General features: G+C 58.7%; 13 protein-coding genes and 2 rRNA genes. 10 read left to right on the top strand and 5 right to left on the bottom strand.

What is annotated here, in order from left to right:
* The 5 genes from HBN79_RS12925 to HBN79_RS12905 all read left to right on the top strand — a co-directional run.
* Positions 1–102, top strand: a 23S ribosomal RNA gene (locus HBN79_RS12925); the annotation flags it as partial.
* A gap of 148 nt (positions 103–250) precedes the next feature.
* Positions 251–366, top strand: a 5S ribosomal RNA gene (gene rrf, locus HBN79_RS12920).
* A gap of 189 nt (positions 367–555) precedes the next feature.
* The gene (locus HBN79_RS12915) at positions 556–1,215 is read left to right on the top strand and encodes a paraquat-inducible protein A (protein WP_095021242.1); all 660 of its coding nucleotides are present in this window, start codon (positions 556–558) and stop codon (positions 1,213–1,215) included.
* Positions 1,202–1,825 carry a paraquat-inducible protein A gene (locus tag HBN79_RS12910; RefSeq protein WP_095003217.1) on the top strand — a complete coding sequence of 208 codons (624 nt, stop codon included), beginning with the start codon at positions 1,202–1,204 and terminating at the stop codon, positions 1,823–1,825. The genes HBN79_RS12915 and HBN79_RS12910 overlap by 14 nt, the downstream gene beginning before the upstream one ends.
* The gene (locus tag HBN79_RS12905) at positions 1,818–4,121 is read left to right on the top strand and encodes an MlaD family protein (RefSeq protein WP_095003216.1); all 2,304 of its coding nucleotides are present in this window, start codon (positions 1,818–1,820) and stop codon (positions 4,119–4,121) included. The genes HBN79_RS12910 and HBN79_RS12905 overlap by 8 nt, the downstream gene beginning before the upstream one ends.
* A gap of 56 nt (positions 4,122–4,177) precedes the next feature.
* Here the strand turns inward: HBN79_RS12905 and mksF are convergent, their stop codons facing one another.
* The 3 genes from mksF to mksB are packed head-to-tail and all read right to left on the bottom strand — an operon-like array spanning position 4,178 to position 8,929.
* Entirely contained in the window at positions 4,178–7,018 is a 2,841-nt protein-coding gene (gene mksF / locus HBN79_RS12900) for an Mks condensin complex protein MksF (protein WP_095003215.1), read from the bottom strand.
* On the bottom strand, positions 7,015–7,662 hold the full coding sequence (mksE, locus tag HBN79_RS12895; RefSeq protein WP_095003214.1) for an Mks condensin complex protein MksE: 648 nt from the start codon (positions 7,660–7,662) through the stop codon (positions 7,015–7,017). The genes mksF and mksE overlap by 4 nt, the downstream gene beginning before the upstream one ends.
* Positions 7,652–8,929, bottom strand: coding sequence for an Mks condensin complex protein MksB (mksB, locus tag HBN79_RS12890; RefSeq protein ID WP_095019681.1), 1,278 nt, complete (start codon positions 8,927–8,929; stop codon positions 7,652–7,654). The genes mksE and mksB overlap by 11 nt, the downstream gene beginning before the upstream one ends.
* 144 nt (positions 8,930–9,073) lie before the next feature.
* Between mksB and HBN79_RS12885 the strand changes: the two genes are divergently transcribed.
* Both HBN79_RS12885 and rimI read left to right on the top strand, forming a co-directional pair.
* A complete protein-coding gene (locus HBN79_RS12885; protein ID WP_095003212.1) occupies positions 9,074–9,847 on the top strand; it encodes an energy transducer TonB in 774 nt (257 codons plus the stop codon).
* Positions 9,840–10,292, top strand: coding sequence for a ribosomal protein S18-alanine N-acetyltransferase (gene rimI / locus HBN79_RS12880; protein WP_016781701.1), 453 nt, complete (start codon positions 9,840–9,842; stop codon positions 10,290–10,292). Before HBN79_RS12885 ends, rimI begins: the two co-directional genes overlap by 8 nt.
* Positions 10,293–10,406: 114 nt before the next feature.
* Here rimI and HBN79_RS12875 read toward each other — a convergent pair whose 3' ends face one another.
* Positions 10,407–10,790, bottom strand: a complete 384-nt coding sequence (locus HBN79_RS12875) for a serine kinase/phosphatase (protein WP_169916771.1) — start codon at positions 10,788–10,790, stop codon at positions 10,407–10,409.
* Positions 10,791–10,941: 151 nt separating this feature from the next.
* On the opposite strand from HBN79_RS12875, the gene can reads away from it, so the two are divergent.
* Positions 10,942–11,586 (top strand): carbonate dehydratase, encoded by a 645-nt coding sequence (gene can, locus HBN79_RS12870; RefSeq protein WP_095003211.1) that lies wholly within the window; start codon positions 10,942–10,944, stop codon positions 11,584–11,586.
* Positions 11,587–11,706: 120 nt separating this feature from the next.
* Here the strand turns inward: can and HBN79_RS12865 are convergent, their stop codons facing one another.
* Positions 11,707–13,125: a TIGR00366 family protein gene (locus HBN79_RS12865; RefSeq protein ID WP_095003210.1), complete on the bottom strand. Its 1,419-nt coding sequence runs from the start codon at positions 13,123–13,125 to the stop codon at positions 11,707–11,709.
* 211 nt (positions 13,126–13,336) lie between these two features.
* On the opposite strand from HBN79_RS12865, the gene HBN79_RS24065 reads away from it, so the two are divergent.
* A complete protein-coding gene (locus HBN79_RS24065; protein ID WP_095021247.1) occupies positions 13,337–14,653 on the top strand; it encodes a PAS domain-containing methyl-accepting chemotaxis protein in 1,317 nt (438 codons plus the stop codon).
* Between the two features lie 97 nt (positions 14,654–14,750).
* Positions 14,751–15,632, top strand: a complete 882-nt coding sequence (locus HBN79_RS12855) for a Dyp-type peroxidase (protein WP_095023109.1) — start codon at positions 14,751–14,753, stop codon at positions 15,630–15,632.
* Positions 15,633–15,693 lie beyond the last annotated feature (61 nt).

The following is a 15,693-nucleotide window of genomic DNA, read 5'->3' as shown; positions in this document are numbered from 1 at the left end:
TCCCTAAAGGGCCGTCGAAGACTACGACGTTGATAGGTTGGGTGTGTAAGCGCTGTGAGGCGTTGAGCTAACCAATACTAATTGCCCGTGAGGCTTGACCATATAACACCCAAGCAATTTGCTTAGAAGCGAATTGCGGTGTGTGAAGACGATACAAACCGAAAGTTTGCGGTTCACAAAACACCTTATCTATTACATACCCATTCGCTGGAGCGTAAACCGAAAGGTAAACGACCTGGCTACCGAATTTCTTGACGACCATAGAGCATTGGAACCACCTGATCCCATCCCGAACTCAGTAGTGAAACGATGCATCGCCGATGGTAGTGTGGGGTTTCCCCATGTGAGAGTAGGTCATCGTCAAGATTAAATTCCAAACCCCCTGTCTGCTCACGCAGACAGGGGGTTTGTTTTTGTGGCGAAAAAAGTTATGACCCGCCTGAGCGTATCGTTCTTCAGATCGCCTGCAGCTAAAGTCCTGCAAATAGGCACAGTTATTTTGTAGCCCGCGCACTAGAATAGGCCCAGTCATTTTCTGAGCCTGAGACTCCCTATATGCCAGATCCGGTTGACCCCCGCAGGGTGTCAGAATTACCGCTGGACGAGTTGGTGGCCTGTCATGAGTGCGATCTACTGATGCGCAAGCCGCATCTCGCCCTCGGTGAGAAAGCCCAATGCCCGCGCTGCGGCTATGAACTCTACGCTCATAGGTACAAGGTGGTTGAACGCAGCCTTGCGCTTGTGATTGCTGCTTTGCTGCTCTACATACCTGCGAACTTTTTACCCATCATGCAGCTCAATCTACTGGGCCAGGCGTCGCAAGACACGGTCTGGAGTGGTGTGCTCGGTTTGTACAACACCGGCATGCAAGGCATCGCGGCGGTGGTGTTCCTGTGCAGCATGGGCATCCCGCTGCTCAAGTTGCTCTGCCAGCTTGCTGTGTTGCTGAGCATTCGCTGGAATATCGGGCGCAGCTACGGTTTGCTGATTTACCGCATTTATCACCATCTGCGTGATTGGGGCATGCTTGAGGTGTACTTCATGGGCGTGCTGGTGGCCATCGTAAAACTGTCCGATCTGGCTGAGCTGAGTCTTGGCCTGGGCCTGGTCTGTTTTGTCAGCCTGTTGCTGGTACAGGTCTGGCTGGAAGTGGTGATGTCACCTCACCAGATCTGGCAGGCGTTATCCGGGGAGGATGCTCATGCGGGCGATTGATGCGGGTATCTTGATCTGTGGCGAATGCCACGAACTGAACAGGCAAGACCCCGAAACCGACGAGCAAACCTGTACTCGCTGCGGTGCTCTGGTTCACGCGCGTCGCCCCGACAGTTTGATGCGCACCTGGGCATTGCTGCTGACGTCGGCCATTCTCTATATCCCGGCCAACCTGCTGCCGATCATGACAGTCAACTCATTGGGCCAGGGCTCGCCGAGTACGATCATGGCGGGTGTCATCGAGCTGGTACAGCACGGCATGATCCCGATTGCTGCCGTGGTGTTTGTGGCAAGTATTCTGGTGCCCACCTTCAAGCTGGTCGGCATCGCCTTGCTGTTGTTTTCGGTACAACGCCATCAGCCTCTTTCTGCCCGGCAACGTATCATTATGTACCGATTTATCGAGTTCATTGGCCGTTGGTCAATGCTGGATATTTTCGTCATTGCCATTTTGGTGGCCGTGGTGAATTTTGGACGCATAGCCAGCATCGAAGCCAATCTTGGCGCAGTGGCATTTGCCAGTGTGGTGGTGCTAACGATGCTTGCAGCTGTAACTTTTGATCCCCGACTGATTTGGGACAACACGGAGTCGGACGACGACCATGAGTGACTTGCCTACCGCTAAAACCCGCCCGGCTTCCAACTGGTCGGCGATCTGGATCCTTCCGCTTATTGCCCTGGTCATCGGTGGCTGGCTGGGGTGGCGTGCCTACAGCGAAACCGGCATCGATATTCAGGTGCGTTTCGAGAGCGGCGAAGGCATCGTCGCCAACAAGACCGAGGTGGTCTACAAAGGCATGCCCGTGGGCAAGGTGAAAACCCTCGCCCTCGACGAGTCTGGCCCCAGCAAAGGGGTGATTGCTACCGTCGAAATGGACAAGGACGTTGAGCAATACCTGAAAACCAATACCCGTTTCTGGCTGGTCAAACCCAGTGTCACTCTGGCCGGTATCACCGGGCTCGAAACGCTGGTGTCCGGCAACTATATTGCGGTCAGTCCCGCCGATGGCGAGCCTGCACGCAAGTTCAAGGCGCTGTCACAAGAACCGCCCTTGTCTGATGCCAAACCAGGTCTGCACCTGACGCTTAAAGCTGAGCGTCTCGGTTCGTTGAACCGTGGCAGCCCGGTGTTCTACAAGCAGATCCAGGTAGGGCAGATCAAAAGCTATGTGCTTTCCGAAGACCAAAGCACTGTTGAAATCAAAGTCTTTATCGAGCCGACCTACGCCAATCTGGTGCGCAAACATACGCGCTTCTGGAATGCCAGCGGTATCAGCATCGACGCCAACCTGTCGGGTGTGAAACTGCGCAGCGAATCTCTGGCCAGTATTGTGGCCGGTGGTATTGCCTTCGCCACTCCAGAGAACCGCAAAGACAGCCCGCCCACCGATTCGAGCCTGCCGTTCCGTCTTTATGAAGACTTCGATGCCGCGCAGGCGGGGATCAAGGTCAAAGTCAAACTCAGCGACTTCGAGGGCCTGCAGGCCGGTCGTACGCCGGTCATGTACAAAGGCATCCAGGTCGGTAGCCTCAAGGGTCTCAAGGTGGATCCTGATCTGACCAGCGCCAGTGCCGAGCTGACTCTGGACCCGTTGGCAGAAGATTACCTGGTGCAGGGCACCCAGTTCTGGGTGGTCAAGCCGTCCATCTCCCTGGCCGGCATTACCGGGCTGGAGGCGCTGGTCAAAGGCAACTACATTGCCATTCGCCCGGGTGACAAGGGCAGCACCCCCGAACGCGAATTCGTCGCCCGGCCAAAGGCTCCGCCGCTGGATCTGCGCTCACCGGGCCTGCATATGGTGCTCTTTACCGAGAACCTGGGCTCGCTGGATGTCGGCAGCCCGATCCTCTACAAGCAGGTCAAGGTCGGTTCGGTGCAGAGCTATCAGTTCTCCCGCACCAAAAAGCAGTTAGTGATCGGTGTCCATATCGAGAAGGAATACGAGAATCTGGTCAATGCTTCGACCCGTTTCTGGAATGCCAGCGGCATCACGTTGACCGGCGGTTTGACCGGCGGTATCCAGGTTAAAAGCGAATCCCTGCAAAGTCTGATGGCCGGCGGGATTGCTTTTGAAACACCGGAAGCCAAGGCGCCGCTGCAAAAACGTATCCCGCGTTTCCGTCTGTTTACTGACCGTGACGCAGCCATGCAGCAGGGAGTCGCCGTTACGATCAAGGTGCCGCGTGCCGATGGCCTGCGCGAGGGTACGCCGATTCGCTTCAAGGGGCTGGATGTTGGCAAGATCGAAAGCATTGACCTGAGCGAGGACCTGCAATCGGTTCTGCTCAAGGCCCGCATCACCGAAGTGCCTGAGCGGATTGCGCGGGTTGGCAGCCAATTCTGGGTGGTCAAGCCGGAGCTTGGTTTGATGAAAACGGCCAACCTCGAAACCCTGGTCACCGGCCAGTACCTCGAGGTGCAACCGGCGAGCAAACAACTGGGGCGCCAGACCAGTTTTGTAGCCCTGGAGCAAGCGCCGGATGCCGCCGTTTCCCAGGCCGGATTGAGCCTGGTATTGAGCGCTGCCCGTCGTGGTTCGCTCAAGGAGGGCGTGCCTGTCACCTACCGTGAAGTCACCGTGGGTAAAGTCACGGGGTATGAGTTGGGCAACAGTGCCGACCGGGTGCTGGTACATATCCTGATCGAGCCGCGTTACGCGCCGTTGGTGCGTAGCGGTAGCCGCTTCTGGAATACGAGCGGTTTTGGTGTCGACTTCGGTTTGTTCAAAGGAGCAACGATTCGCACTGAATCCCTGGAAACCCTGGTGCAGGGTGGCATTGCCTTCGCCACACCGGACGGCGACAAGCTGGGCACCCAGGCTCGCCCTGAGCAAACCTTCCCGCTCTTTGACAAGTTCGAAGACGAATGGCTGCAGTGGGCACCGAAGATCCCGTTAGGCAAATAAGCTGCAAAAAAAACCGCGATCAATGATCGCGGTTTTTTTATGTACGGGGTTCAGTCTCAGACTTCATCCAGTTCGCGTTCTTCCACCGCCGTCAACGCATCAGGTTTCACCTCGTCATGGCGACGAATGTACTTCCAGTCGTCTTCATCGATATAGATCCCGTTAGGGCCGCTGCCGCCTTCCAGGTCGATGGCCACATGGGCGCAGACCTGCGGCTTCACACTGGCCAGAATCGGTACAAAGCCCAGCTGTAAACTGGTCTCCAGCAGAGCTGTCTGGTTTTTCTCGTCAATGTCGGCAGCTTCGTCCAGGTAGTACGGCAAGCGAATACGCCCGGCCTGATCGCGGTCCATCAAGTGCAGCAACAAATACATGTTGGTCAGCGCCTTGATCGTCATGGTCGTACCGTTGGACGCCGCGCCATCGATATCCGTGTGGATCACCGGCTGGCCATTGAGCTTGGTGATCTCGAACGCCAGCTCGAACAAGTCCTTGAGCCCCAACTGGTTATGGTTGGCTGCCACCAGGCGCGCCAGATACTCCTTGGCCTCTTCGTTCTTGTTGTCCTGTTCGGTGCTCTGGCTGAGGTCAAACACCGACAGTGTCTCGCCTTCTTCGTACTGGCCGGCGCTGTGGATAATCTGATCGATATGCTTGAGCGCCTCCTTGTTGGGGGCCAGCACGATACGGAAGCTTTTGAGGTTGGACACCTGACGCTTGTTGATTTCGCGGTTGAACAGCGCCAGTTGATGCTCGAGGCTGTCGTAGTCGCTGCGGATATTGCGCAGCGTGCGGGCGATATCGGTGACTGCGGCCCGGCGCGCCTTGCCCAGGGTCAGGGCTTCTTCGGTGCGGTGGGCGTAGGCGTTGATCAGTAACTGCAGGCGCCGCTCCATATCGTCTTCACTGTCGAACTTGGCCACACCCTTGAGGCGTACCTGAGCGTACAGCGCCTCGATCTGGCCGTCGCAACGCAACAAGCCCTGCCAGCTGTCCTGATAGTCGTTGAGCAACGGCAGCAGGTTGTCCATCGAATCGTCGACCGGATCCATAAATGGCGTACCGAACGGCAAGTCGGCGGGCAGCAGTTGGCGTCGACGCAAGCTGTCATCTAGGGTGCGCTGTTTGGCTTCCATGTCACCGATCTGGCGACCGACCAGTTGCAACTTGGCCGACAACTGCTGGACGCGCTCGGTGAAGGCATCGCTGGAGCGTTTTAACTCGTCCTGCGCAGCTTCGGCCTGAGCCAGTTGCTCGAGTTTTTCGCCTTCTTCTGCACTGAGCGTCTGGCTGCGGCGGAAATCTTCCAGCGCCTTTTGCGCATCCAGCACCTGCTGATACAGGGACTCGGCTTCGCTCTTGCTTGCGGCGCGGTCAGAGGTCACGGCCTGCTGGGTCTTGAGTTGCTTGAGCTCTTTTTCCAGACGCTCTTTCTGCTCGCGCAAAGCCGCGCGGTCCGCCAGTGCCTGCAGGGCAGGGGGCTCGATATGGCTCAAGTCGATGGACAGGCCCGGGGCTTCAAAACGCTCGCCTTTAAAGCCATCGAGGATCAGCTCCAGCGATTTGACCCAGGCATCGCTGTCATCCAGCGCAATCCCGTGCTCACCCAGGGGCAGGCTGAACAGGGCACTGTTGAACAGGCGCATCAGGCGTTCCACATCCTGCTGCGAAAACTCTTCGCGCAAGCGGGCATAGCTGTTGTTGTCGGCGTGATCGAGCTGCTGCTTGACCGACTTGAGGCGCTTTTCCAGATCGCGCAGTCGCTCGTCCAGATCCTCGGCACTGAACTGACGCGACTGCGCCAGCGCCCCCGCCAGTTCGTCGTGGGCGTCTTTGGCGCTCAGCAATTGCTGCTCAAGCACCTTTACGTCGTCGACCAGGGCGAAGCGATGTTTGAGCACTGACAACTCGCCGAGCCAGCGCTGGATACCGGAAATTTCCCGCTCAAGACGCATCAACTCCTGAGTGCTGCTGCGCTGGTTGTTTTGCAAGGCGTCCTGTTCGTTGCGGTAGTGCTCGGACTGGATCAGCAGCTCTTCCTTGCGGGCCCCGGCGTAGTCCTGCCAGGTACCGAGCAAGGAATCGAGCAGCGGTGACAGGCGGTGCAGCTTGCCACGCAGCAGGTCGCGCTGGCGCACACCTGCGGCCAATGCCTCGACCAACGGCCCGGCGCCGACCAGTGCGTTGTAGTCCTGCTCCATGCGTCGTACATCACGGAAAGCTTCTTCGCACGCGGCAATGTAATCAACGCTGCCCGAACGCAGGCTGTGTTCGAACGCATCGAGGAACAGTTGCTTGAGCTTGGCCGCAGTGATTTCGCGCATATGCAGCAGGTTGATAAATAGCGCGCGGAAGGTCTTGAGGCTCTGCTCGCTGGTGGAGCGCAGCGGGATCAGGGTCAGGTCCAGGGGGATCGACGTATGGCCGCCCACTAGCAGACGCCGAAGCTCATCAGGCTTGAGCTCGTAGGCTTTGAGGCCATTACGCTCCAGGTTGTTGAACAGCTCCTTCTGGCGCAGGCAGGTGTCGTCTTTCTGGTAGTGGGCCAGGTCCAGTTTGCCCGCGTAGGCAAAAAACTGGTGACCGAAGCCGCCCCCCGGGCCGCGACCGACAACACCGATCACATGGGGGCCGTGGGGTAGGGACACTTCGACCAGGATGTAACTGGTGTCCGAGGCAAAGTAGAAGCGTCGCGACTGCTCAAGGCTGTATTTGCCGAAGCTCATGTCGGACATGCGCGCCAGAATCGGGAACTGCAGGGCGTTGATTGATGCCGATTTGCCGAGGTTGTTCGCCCCGTAGACCGACAGCGGGTGTTCCAGCGGGAACAGCCCCAGGCTGTAACCGGCGGTGTTCAACAGGGCAAAGCGGCGAATGCCGTAGCGTTCCTGGCTCATGCGTCCATCTCCTGTTGTTCGTCGGCAATGGCGCGGGCCAATGCGGCCTCGTCATCACTGTCGTCATCGGCCAGCACCGGCGTGGGCAAAGGCAGGATGCTGTGCAGGCTGGCGGCCAGGTCGCGGTCTTGTTGCACCGACAGGCACACATCGAGAAAACGGTGCATCGGTGGCAGAAAGCGATAGATGCCGGGTTCTTCACTGGCAAAACCGAGCTGGGTCATGCGGCGCATGATCTTTTCTTCCAGTTCGTCCTGGCTGGTGACTTCAGCCTGCACAAACAGGTCGCGGTATTTTTCCAGCAGCGCAGGCAACTCGTCGCGGCCCAGGCTGCCACCGTCGAGCACGGCAATCGGATCGCGGCCCTGATCGGCCAGATGCTCGACGATGATAAACGTGAATAGCGCCAGGCGCTGTGCGGTCTTGTTGACCTGCGCAGTGGCAGTGTCGGGCACAAAGTAATAGAAGCCGCGGGTATCACACACCAGTTCAAAGCCCAGGGCTTTAAACAGGGCGCGGTATTGATCCTGGAAGTTCGACAGTTGCGCGTACAGCTCCGGGTCGCGGCGGCTGACGTGATAACCCTTGAACAGCTCACGAAAAATCGGTGCCAGCTGGGACAGTTCAGAAAGATCAAGATGCATGCAGAGAGCTCGCAGTAGTCTGGGTCGCATCTTCGCTGTGAGAAAGCAGAGCGAAGGAGCGCAGGCTGACCAAATGTTCGTGGGTGTGGTAATCGCGGCGCTCCAGGCGTTCGCGCACGAAGCGTTTTTCACGGGACAGGCGTGAGAACCAGTACAGCAGCTCATCGGTGTCGCCGTCTGGCTCTTGTGCCAGCAGCCAGCACATCAAGTCCGGCATCGGTAGCGCATCGCTGCAGCGGTCGAGCATTTCCTTGACCGTGCGCGGGGCCTTGGGCGTTTCGCCGCGGTGGACCTTATGCGCCTTGGGAAATTTCGCCGGTTTGGCTTCGAAGCGGGCCAGGGCATAGACATAAGCCTCAACCTGACTGGCGCTGCCCAAAAAGGTGCTTTGCGGGCGAGTGAACATCGGCATGGCTGCTTGCGGCACTGCGTCCAGGCCTTTGCGGCGGATGGCTGCCAGTGCCAGCGCGGCACCACGGGTCACGGCATTGTGCCGGCGGGCTTCTTCACGCAGCGGCAGTAGCAACTCACGGGCATGGCGCAGGGTCATCTGGGCGCTGGTTTGCATCTCAAGGATGCGCGCATGGGTGCGCAGCAGCATGTCGTCGTCTACCAAGTGGCCGAGGCGTTGCTGTTCGCTGAGCATGCGCAGCAGCACCACTTCGACCTTGCGTACGCCTTGCTCGAAAGCGCCGTCGGCGTTGACCAGCTGAATCATGGGTTCGACGTATTCATCCCAGGTTGCCAGCACTTCGGCATAGCGCTGGCGCAACGGAATTTGCCGGTCGCTGGTCTTGGCCCGTTCGGCTACGGCCACCAGCGCCTGTTCATCGTTGGCGAGTTTTTTCAATACATCGCGTACCCGCATATCGAGTAAACGCAGCTGGCGTGCCAGGTCATGGCCGTCTCGAATGTCGAAGGCATCCTGGATATAACCTGCCAGCCGCTCCAGATGGCGCAGGTAGGCTTCGATTTCCAGGCACAGGCCAAGGCGGTGCTCGTGGCGCAAATAAGCCAGAAAGTCGTGAATCTGGGCGTTTAGCTCGAAACGGTTCGGGCTTTTGGCGACCGGCACCAGAATGTCCAGACGAATCCAGGCATCGAGCACGGCGGTGATGTCTTGCGGCGTGCTGTCCATCTGATGAACGGCCAGTTGCAGGCGTAATTCGTTCAGGCTCAGGGTGCCTTGGTCGAAGTGTTCACACAAAGGCTCAAGGAGTGCCCAGTGCTCGGCGAGGGCACGTAAAACGCGCTTGGGTTCGATCATGGGAGGGCCGGTCAATTGGCAAGTAAAGGCCGCGATTGTACTGCAACGTGCTGTCGAGTCATCACTTGGCAGATCAACTGCGGGCGGGAAGGGCAGAAGGGCGGTAGAATCCCCACACTTTAGTAATCCACAGATGGCCGACCCTTGTTGAATGAGTCCCGCCGCCGCGCTTTCTTGACTGCCATGCAAGTGGTCAGCTGGTTGCCGCGCACTGAACTGCCGTTTGCCGCCCCTTCGCGGCCAGAACTGCTGGTGCTCCCCGAGCCGCCCGCGGAGCCTGTGATCACAAGGCCTGCGGTCAAGGCGGCGGTTGCACCGGGCAAACCTGTCGAGCGGCCAAAAATCGAAGTGCCCCGGCCTTCGGTCAGTCGCCCGGTCAGCAAACCGGTGGTCGAAGCCGAGTTGGCACCTGTACCGGCCAAGGTCGTGCAACTGCCACCGCCGCGTTTTGCCCTGCAGTTACTGCGGGCCGGACGTTGCCTGGTGCTGGTGGAGTTACCCACAGGCGGTGCATTCCAGAGCCGCGACCCGGCCTATTTATTGTTAAAGGACATGTTGCGCGCTGCCGGCTTGCCCGACAGCCCGCAAATCATTGGCGAGCCGGTGCGCTGGCCGTTGCTGCGGCGTGGCAATGTCGATCAAGGGCCCGAGGCTGCGCGTGAGTTTGTGCAGGGCTTTCTTATGGCCCGCCTGGAAGAGGCCGAATGTGCCTGTTTGTGGCTGATCGGGCTGCCTGCGGTGCGCTTTGCCGGTGAGGCCGATGCCGAGGCGTTCAACACTGAACTGCAAATTGAAGGGCTGGGCAGCGCATGGGCGTTGCCGGGCCTGGAACTCTTAATGGATGAGCCACAACGCAAAGCGCATGTGTGGCAAGCCATGCGCCGGCTAATGGCGCGCTGGAAACAGAACGATGAGTGATGCGGTAACTTTTCGCCCGATGACCGAGGCGGACCTTGATGCGGTATTGAAAATTGAATACGCCGCTTTCAGTCACCCCTGGACCCGCGGCATATTTCTCGACGGCCTGGGCAAGTACCATATCTGGCTGATGTTTGAAGGTGAGCAGCAGGTAGGGCATGGCGTGGTGCAGATCATCCTCGACGAGGCCCATCTGCTCAATATCACCGTCAAGCCCGAGAGCCAGGGCCGTGGCCTGGGGCTCAAGCTGCTTGAGCACTTGATGTCGATTGCCTATCAGCATGAGGCGCGCGAATGCTTCCTTGAGCTGCGCGACAGCAATACCGCGGCGTTCAAGTTGTATGAGCGTTATGGCTTCAATGAAATCGGCCGTCGCCGTGACTACTACCCGGCTGTGGGTGGGCGTGAAGATGCGGTGGTGATGGCCTGCACGCTGGTCGACTGACGGCGATAAGTCGTTATGTGGGAGCGGGCTTGCTGGCGATGCTGGCGCTGCGGTTTATCAGGTAAACCGTGTTGATCCGATCGCGAGCAAGCCCGCTCCCACAGGGTTTACCTTTCAACGCTTGCGTCCCACCGGGTCAATTTCCGCCAGTTCGGCTTCATCCAGCCCTTTGCCGGCGCCGATTTCGTCTTCATCAACCAGGCTCAGATCCCAGTCAGCGGCACCGTCCGGGCCCTGGGCAGCCTCCTTGGCATCGCGGGCGCCGTCCTCGCGGATCAGCATCTCCTGCTCCAGGTCGTCGTCGTTGAGGCCCAGATCCAGTTCGTCATCCAGCGCGGCTCTGTGCCTGGAGCCTGTATCGTCGACAAACAAGTCGCTGACGGGCTCATAGGTATCGTCATCATCAAAATCCAGCGGCTCCACCGAACCCATGGCGTCCTCGATATCGTCGATAGGTGCGGGTTGTGGTGCCCCGTAGGGGCGACGTGAATCAGTCATGGTAATTCCTCATACTCTGGGTGCTTTAATACGATGACTGTAGCCATTGCTGAAGATTCCACCCAACTGACCGCCGGAATGTCATGGGGCAAGTGACCCCGACCGCTGGTCGGCTGTCAGAACAGCGCATCAACTCTTGAGGCTCCACAGCATGAACGAACTACAAGATCTGATTGATAACAATGAGCGTTGGGCCGATGCGATCAAGCAGGAAGATCCCGACTTCTTCGCCAAGCTGGCCCGCCAGCAAACACCGGAATACCTGTGGATTGGTTGTTCGGATGCGCGGGTGCCGGCCAACGAAATTGTCGGCATGTTGCCCGGCGATCTTTTTGTGCACCGCAACGTGGCCAATGTCGTGTTGCACACTGACTTGAATTGCCTGTCGGTGATCCAGTACGCGGTCGACGTTTTGAAGGTCAAACATATTCTGGTGACCGGCCACTATGGCTGTGGCGGTGTACGCGCATCGATGAAGGACCAGCAGATGGGGCTGATCGATGGCTGGCTGCGTTCGATCCGTGACCTGTATTACGAGAATCGTGAAGCGCTGGCGCTGTTGCCCACCGAGGAAGAGCGGGTTGACCGCCTCTGCGAATTGAACGTGATCCAGCAGGTGGCGAACGTCGGCCACACCAATATTGTGCAAAATGCCTGGCACCGCGGGCAGAAGCTGTCGGTGCATGGCTGCATCTACGGGATCAAGGACGGTCGCTGGAAAAGCCTGAACACCACCATCAGCGGCCTTGACCAGTTGCCGCCGCAGTATCGTTTGCGGCCGGTGGGCGCAGTATAAAGTTGCATGCATAACCTGTGGGAGCGGGCTTGCTCGCGATGGTATCGACGCGGTTTTCCTGCTTTACCGCGCCGCCTGAATCGCGAGCAAGCCCGCTCCCACATTTAGTTACGAGTTCGCTTACGGCATCACCGGCGCGGTATACACCAGCGTCGTCCCCAATGCCCACAGCAAAAACAGCACCAGCGGCGTGTGCACCAACAGTTGCACAAACGAGAAGCCGATCAAGTCCCGCGCCTTCAAACCCAGTACGCCCAGCAGCGGCAGCATGTAAAACGGATTGATCAGATTGGGCAGCGCCTCGGCGGCGTTGTAGATCTGCACAGCCCAACCCAGGTGATAGCCCAGATCATTGGCCACCTGCATCACGTACGGCGCTTCGATAATCCACTTGCCGCCACCCGACGGGATAAAAAAGCCCAGAATCGCCGAATACACGCCCATCAATAATGCATAAGTGTCATGGGACGCGATCTGCACGAAAAACGTCGAGATATGGTGGGCCAGTGTTTGCCCGTCGGTGCCCTTGACCACCGTCATCAATGCGGCAATCGAGCCATACAGCGGAAACTGGATCATCACCCCGGTGGTGGTTGGCACGGCGCTGGTCACGGCATTGAGAAAACTGCGCGGGCGCCAGTGCAGCAGGGCACCGAGCATCAGGAACAGAAAATTGTAAGTGTTGAGCCCGGAGATGGCGCTGATCGCCGGTTTGGTCGAAAACTCATGGAACAACCAGCCAGCAGCCAGCAGCACCAGCAAAATGGTCAGCAGCGGGCTGTATTCCAGCCACTCACCGGGGCGTGTGCGCGGGGGGAGCTTCGGTGAGCTGAAGCTCGGGTCGATACCGCAGGCAGCTGCGTCGCGGGCCGATTCAGCGCCGGGTGCGGTGGCGTAGGCGACAATCAACGACACCACTACCAGCGCCGCCAGCAACACCCCGGACTGCCAGAGAAAGATGGTTTCAGTGAAGGGGATAACCCCGGTAATCGCCAGAATCGACGGCGGCAGGCTGGCGGGGTTGGCTTGCAACTGTGCAGCCGAAGACGACAACCCCAGTGCCCACACCGCGCCCAGCCCCAGGTAGGCCGCAGCGCCGGCGGCGCGATAGTCCATGCGCAGGTTGGTGCGCCGGGCCAGTGCCCGTACCAGTAAGCCGCCAAACACCAGCGACAGCCCCCAGTTGAGCAATGACGCGACCATTGAAATCAACGCTACCCAGCACACCGCCTGGCGGCCGTTTTTCGGTACCCGGGCCAGTTTGTCGATCAATTTGACGGCGGGCGGCGAGCTGGCCACCACATAACCGCCAATCACCACGAAGGCCATTTGCATGGTGAACGGGATCAGGCTCCAGAAGCCGTCACCAAATGCCATGGCGGCATCGGTGGGTTTGGCGCCCATCAGCATCGTGGCCAGTGCCACGGTTATTACCGCAACGGCGGCGAACACCCACGAGTCGGGAAACCAGCGCTCGGCAAAGTTCGAGCAGCGCAGGGCAAAGCGGGCAGAGCGGCTGTCTGTAATCTCGGCGGCCATGAAATGTACCTCGGTTTTCTTATGGTTATGGGATGGCCCGAGCACAGTAAATCAAAGCGGGAGCAATTCCGATGGCCCGCTGCGTGTGGCCATGAATGTGCAGGGTTATTCAGTGGCCTCGGTTTTGGATGAACGGTCGTTTTCGGCGCTCCAGAAAATTCGCCTAAAGCCGATTCTGTTGCACGCATTCTTTCATTGCTCCGGGTACCCCATGTTCAACACACGCTTGAAGCAAGAGCTGTCGGCTCTTCGCGAAGAAATATCCAGCCTGCAGCAGGTTCGGGAGAGCCTGGACAGCGAAATGCTGGTGCTGTCTCTGGGCGCGGATGGGCGCATCGAGACAGCCAACCATAACTTCACCCAACAGATGCACTACACCGGTACTGCGTTGCTGGGTCTGCATATTGATGAACTGGTGCCCGCGCACCTGAAAAACGACGAACACAGCCTTCGTTTCAAGAGCGCCATGAAGCGCAATGAACATTACAGTGGCACGGTGCGCTTGCTGCGCGGCAATGGCCAGGAAGCGTGGCTGCGCTCGATCATGCAGCCGATTCTGGACTCCAGCGGGCGGGTGCTGCGCATTTCGATTTTCTCCAGTGACCTGACGCGCACCATCGAAACTTCCCGCGACCATGAAAACCTGATGAGTGCGCTGATGCGTTCTACCGCCGTGATCGAGTTCAACCTCAAGGGCGAAGTGCTGACCGCCAATGAGCGTTTTCTCTCCGGCATGGGGTATACCCTGGGGCAGATCCAGGGCAAACATCACCGCATGTTCTGCACCCCGCAAGAACAGAACAGTGCCGAATACCAGGCCTTCTGGCAGCGTTTAAATGCGGGTGAGTTTGTCGCGGCACGCTTTCAGCGCATCGACAGTCACGGCCGTGATGTATGGCTTGAGGCCACCTACAACCCGGTGCGCGACGCCAATGACAACCTGTACAAAGTGGTGAAGTTCGCCACGGTGATCACCGATCAGGTTCATCAGGAACAGGCCGTCTGCGAAGCGGCAGGCATTGCCTACAGCACTTCGCTGCAAACCGACAGCAGTGCCCAGCGCGGCACCAAAGTGGTGACCGAAGCGGTGCAAGTGATGCGTGATCTGGCCCGTCACATGCAGCAGGCGGGTGACGGCATTGAAGCCTTGAGCGATCAGTCGCAAGTGATTGGCAGCATCGTCAAGACCATCAGCTCGATTGCCGACCAGACCAACTTGCTGGCGCTTAACGCCGCCATTGAGGCCGCGCGTGCCGGTGAACAAGGTCGTGGTTTTGCCGTCGTGGCTGACGAAGTGCGCCAATTGGCGTCGCGCACCAGCAAGGCCACTGAAGAAATCATCGGTGTGGTGCGGCAAAACCAGGACATGGCCCGTAGCGCCGTGACCCTGATGGCCGATGGCAAGCTTCAGGCCGAAGCAGGATTGGCGTTGGCCGCCGAAGCGGGCACGGTGATTGTCGAAATCCAGGATGGCGCGCAGAAAGTGGTCGATGCCGTGGGTCAGTTTGCCAACCAGCTGTCGTCATGAGCCTTGATATGCAGGGGTTGAACTTAAGAAAAATCCCTCTGAGGTGACGGAAAAAGTACTGGTAGGAGTAAACTCCAGGCTTTCCAAAGGAGTTTCTATGAGTCTCTACCAGTCGAGCATTCTTGCTAAACCGATACCTTCGCAAGCGCGTTACATGTTTTTCGCCCTCAAGTCAGTAGAAGCTTTGCCGGCTGCACTCGACACCTTGTCGCAGTGGGTGGATGGCAAAAGCGTGGTGGCCGGTTTTGGTTCGCCGCTGGTATTGGCCCTTGGCGCGAAAGTCCCGGGGTTGCGGGTGTTTCCTGCGATCAATGCCATGGTTGAAAACCCGTCGACCCAGCACGCCCTGTGGCTGTGGTTGCTGGGCGAAGACCGTGGCGAGTTGCTGCACCGCAGCCAGGCCATCGAGACTGCGCTGGCGCCTGCGTTCAACCTGCTGCAAGTGACCGAAGGCTTCCGTTACGGCACTGATCGTGACCTGACCGGCTACGAAGACGGCACTGAAAACCCGGTGGACGAAGCGGCTGTGGACGCGGCCATCGTTGCCAATGCTGGCGCCGGGCTGGACGGTGGCAGCTTTGTGGCCATTCAGCAGTGGCAGCATGACCTGAACGGTTTTGCCGCACTGCCGTCCGAGGAGCAGGACAACATCATGGGTCGTCGCAAGAGCGACAACGAAGAGCTGGACGATGCGCCGGAGTCGGCCCACGTCAAGCGGACGGCCCAGGAAAGCTTCACCCCGGAAGCCTTTATTGTGCGTCGCTCCATGCCGTGGACAGAAAACGGCAAGTCCGGGCTGATGTTTGTTGCCTTTGGCCGCACGCTGAATGCCTTTGAAGTGCAACTGCGGCGCATGAGCGGTCTGGAAGACGGCATCATCGATGGCTTGTATCGTTACAGCCGTCCACTTAACGGTGGCTACTACTGGTGCCCGCCGATGAAAGAAGGGCGGATGGATTTGCGTGCGGTGCGTCCGTAATAAGCGTCACTCCCCCGTAGCAGAGCGGAGTCAGCGACGACTGGTTTCAGGAATTGTCTGA

The sequence above is a fragment of the Pseudomonas sp. WS 5051 genome (assembly GCF_012985715.1).
In the GTDB taxonomy this organism is placed as follows: Bacteria; Pseudomonadota; Gammaproteobacteria; order Pseudomonadales; family Pseudomonadaceae; genus Aquipseudomonas; species Aquipseudomonas bubulae.
Note: the sequence above shows the minus strand (reverse complement) of the source record. Positions and strands in the feature narration are given on the sequence as shown.

Bases quoted from the DNA above. Each gene is read 5' to 3' on its own strand.
- HBN79_RS12915 (WP_095021242.1), top strand. From the start codon at position 556: ATGCCAGATCCGGTTGACCCCCGCAGGGTGTCAGAATTACCGCTGGAC.
- HBN79_RS12910 (WP_095003217.1), top strand. From the start codon at position 1,202: ATGCGGGCGATTGATGCGGGTATCTTGATCTGTGGCGAATGCCACGAA.
- HBN79_RS12905 (WP_095003216.1), top strand. From the start codon at position 1,818: ATGAGTGACTTGCCTACCGCTAAAACCCGCCCGGCTTCCAACTGGTCG.
- mksF (WP_095003215.1), bottom strand. From the start codon at position 7,018: ATGAGCCAGGAACGCTACGGCATTCGCCGCTTTGCCCTGTTGAACACC.
- mksE (WP_095003214.1), bottom strand. From the start codon at position 7,662: ATGCATCTTGATCTTTCTGAACTGTCCCAGCTGGCACCGATTTTTCGT.
- mksB (WP_095019681.1), bottom strand. From the start codon at position 8,929: ATGATCGAACCCAAGCGCGTTTTACGTGCCCTCGCCGAGCACTGGGCA.
- rimI (WP_016781701.1), top strand. From the start codon at position 9,840: ATGAGTGATGCGGTAACTTTTCGCCCGATGACCGAGGCGGACCTTGAT.
- HBN79_RS12875 (WP_169916771.1), bottom strand. From the start codon at position 10,790: ATGACTGATTCACGTCGCCCCTACGGGGCACCACAACCCGCACCTATC.
- can (WP_095003211.1), top strand. From the start codon at position 10,942: ATGAACGAACTACAAGATCTGATTGATAACAATGAGCGTTGGGCCGAT.
- HBN79_RS12865 (WP_095003210.1), bottom strand. From the start codon at position 13,125: ATGGCCGCCGAGATTACAGACAGCCGCTCTGCCCGCTTTGCCCTGCGC.
- HBN79_RS24065 (WP_095021247.1), top strand. From the start codon at position 13,337: ATGTTCAACACACGCTTGAAGCAAGAGCTGTCGGCTCTTCGCGAAGAA.
- HBN79_RS12855 (WP_095023109.1), top strand. From the start codon at position 14,751: ATGAGTCTCTACCAGTCGAGCATTCTTGCTAAACCGATACCTTCGCAA.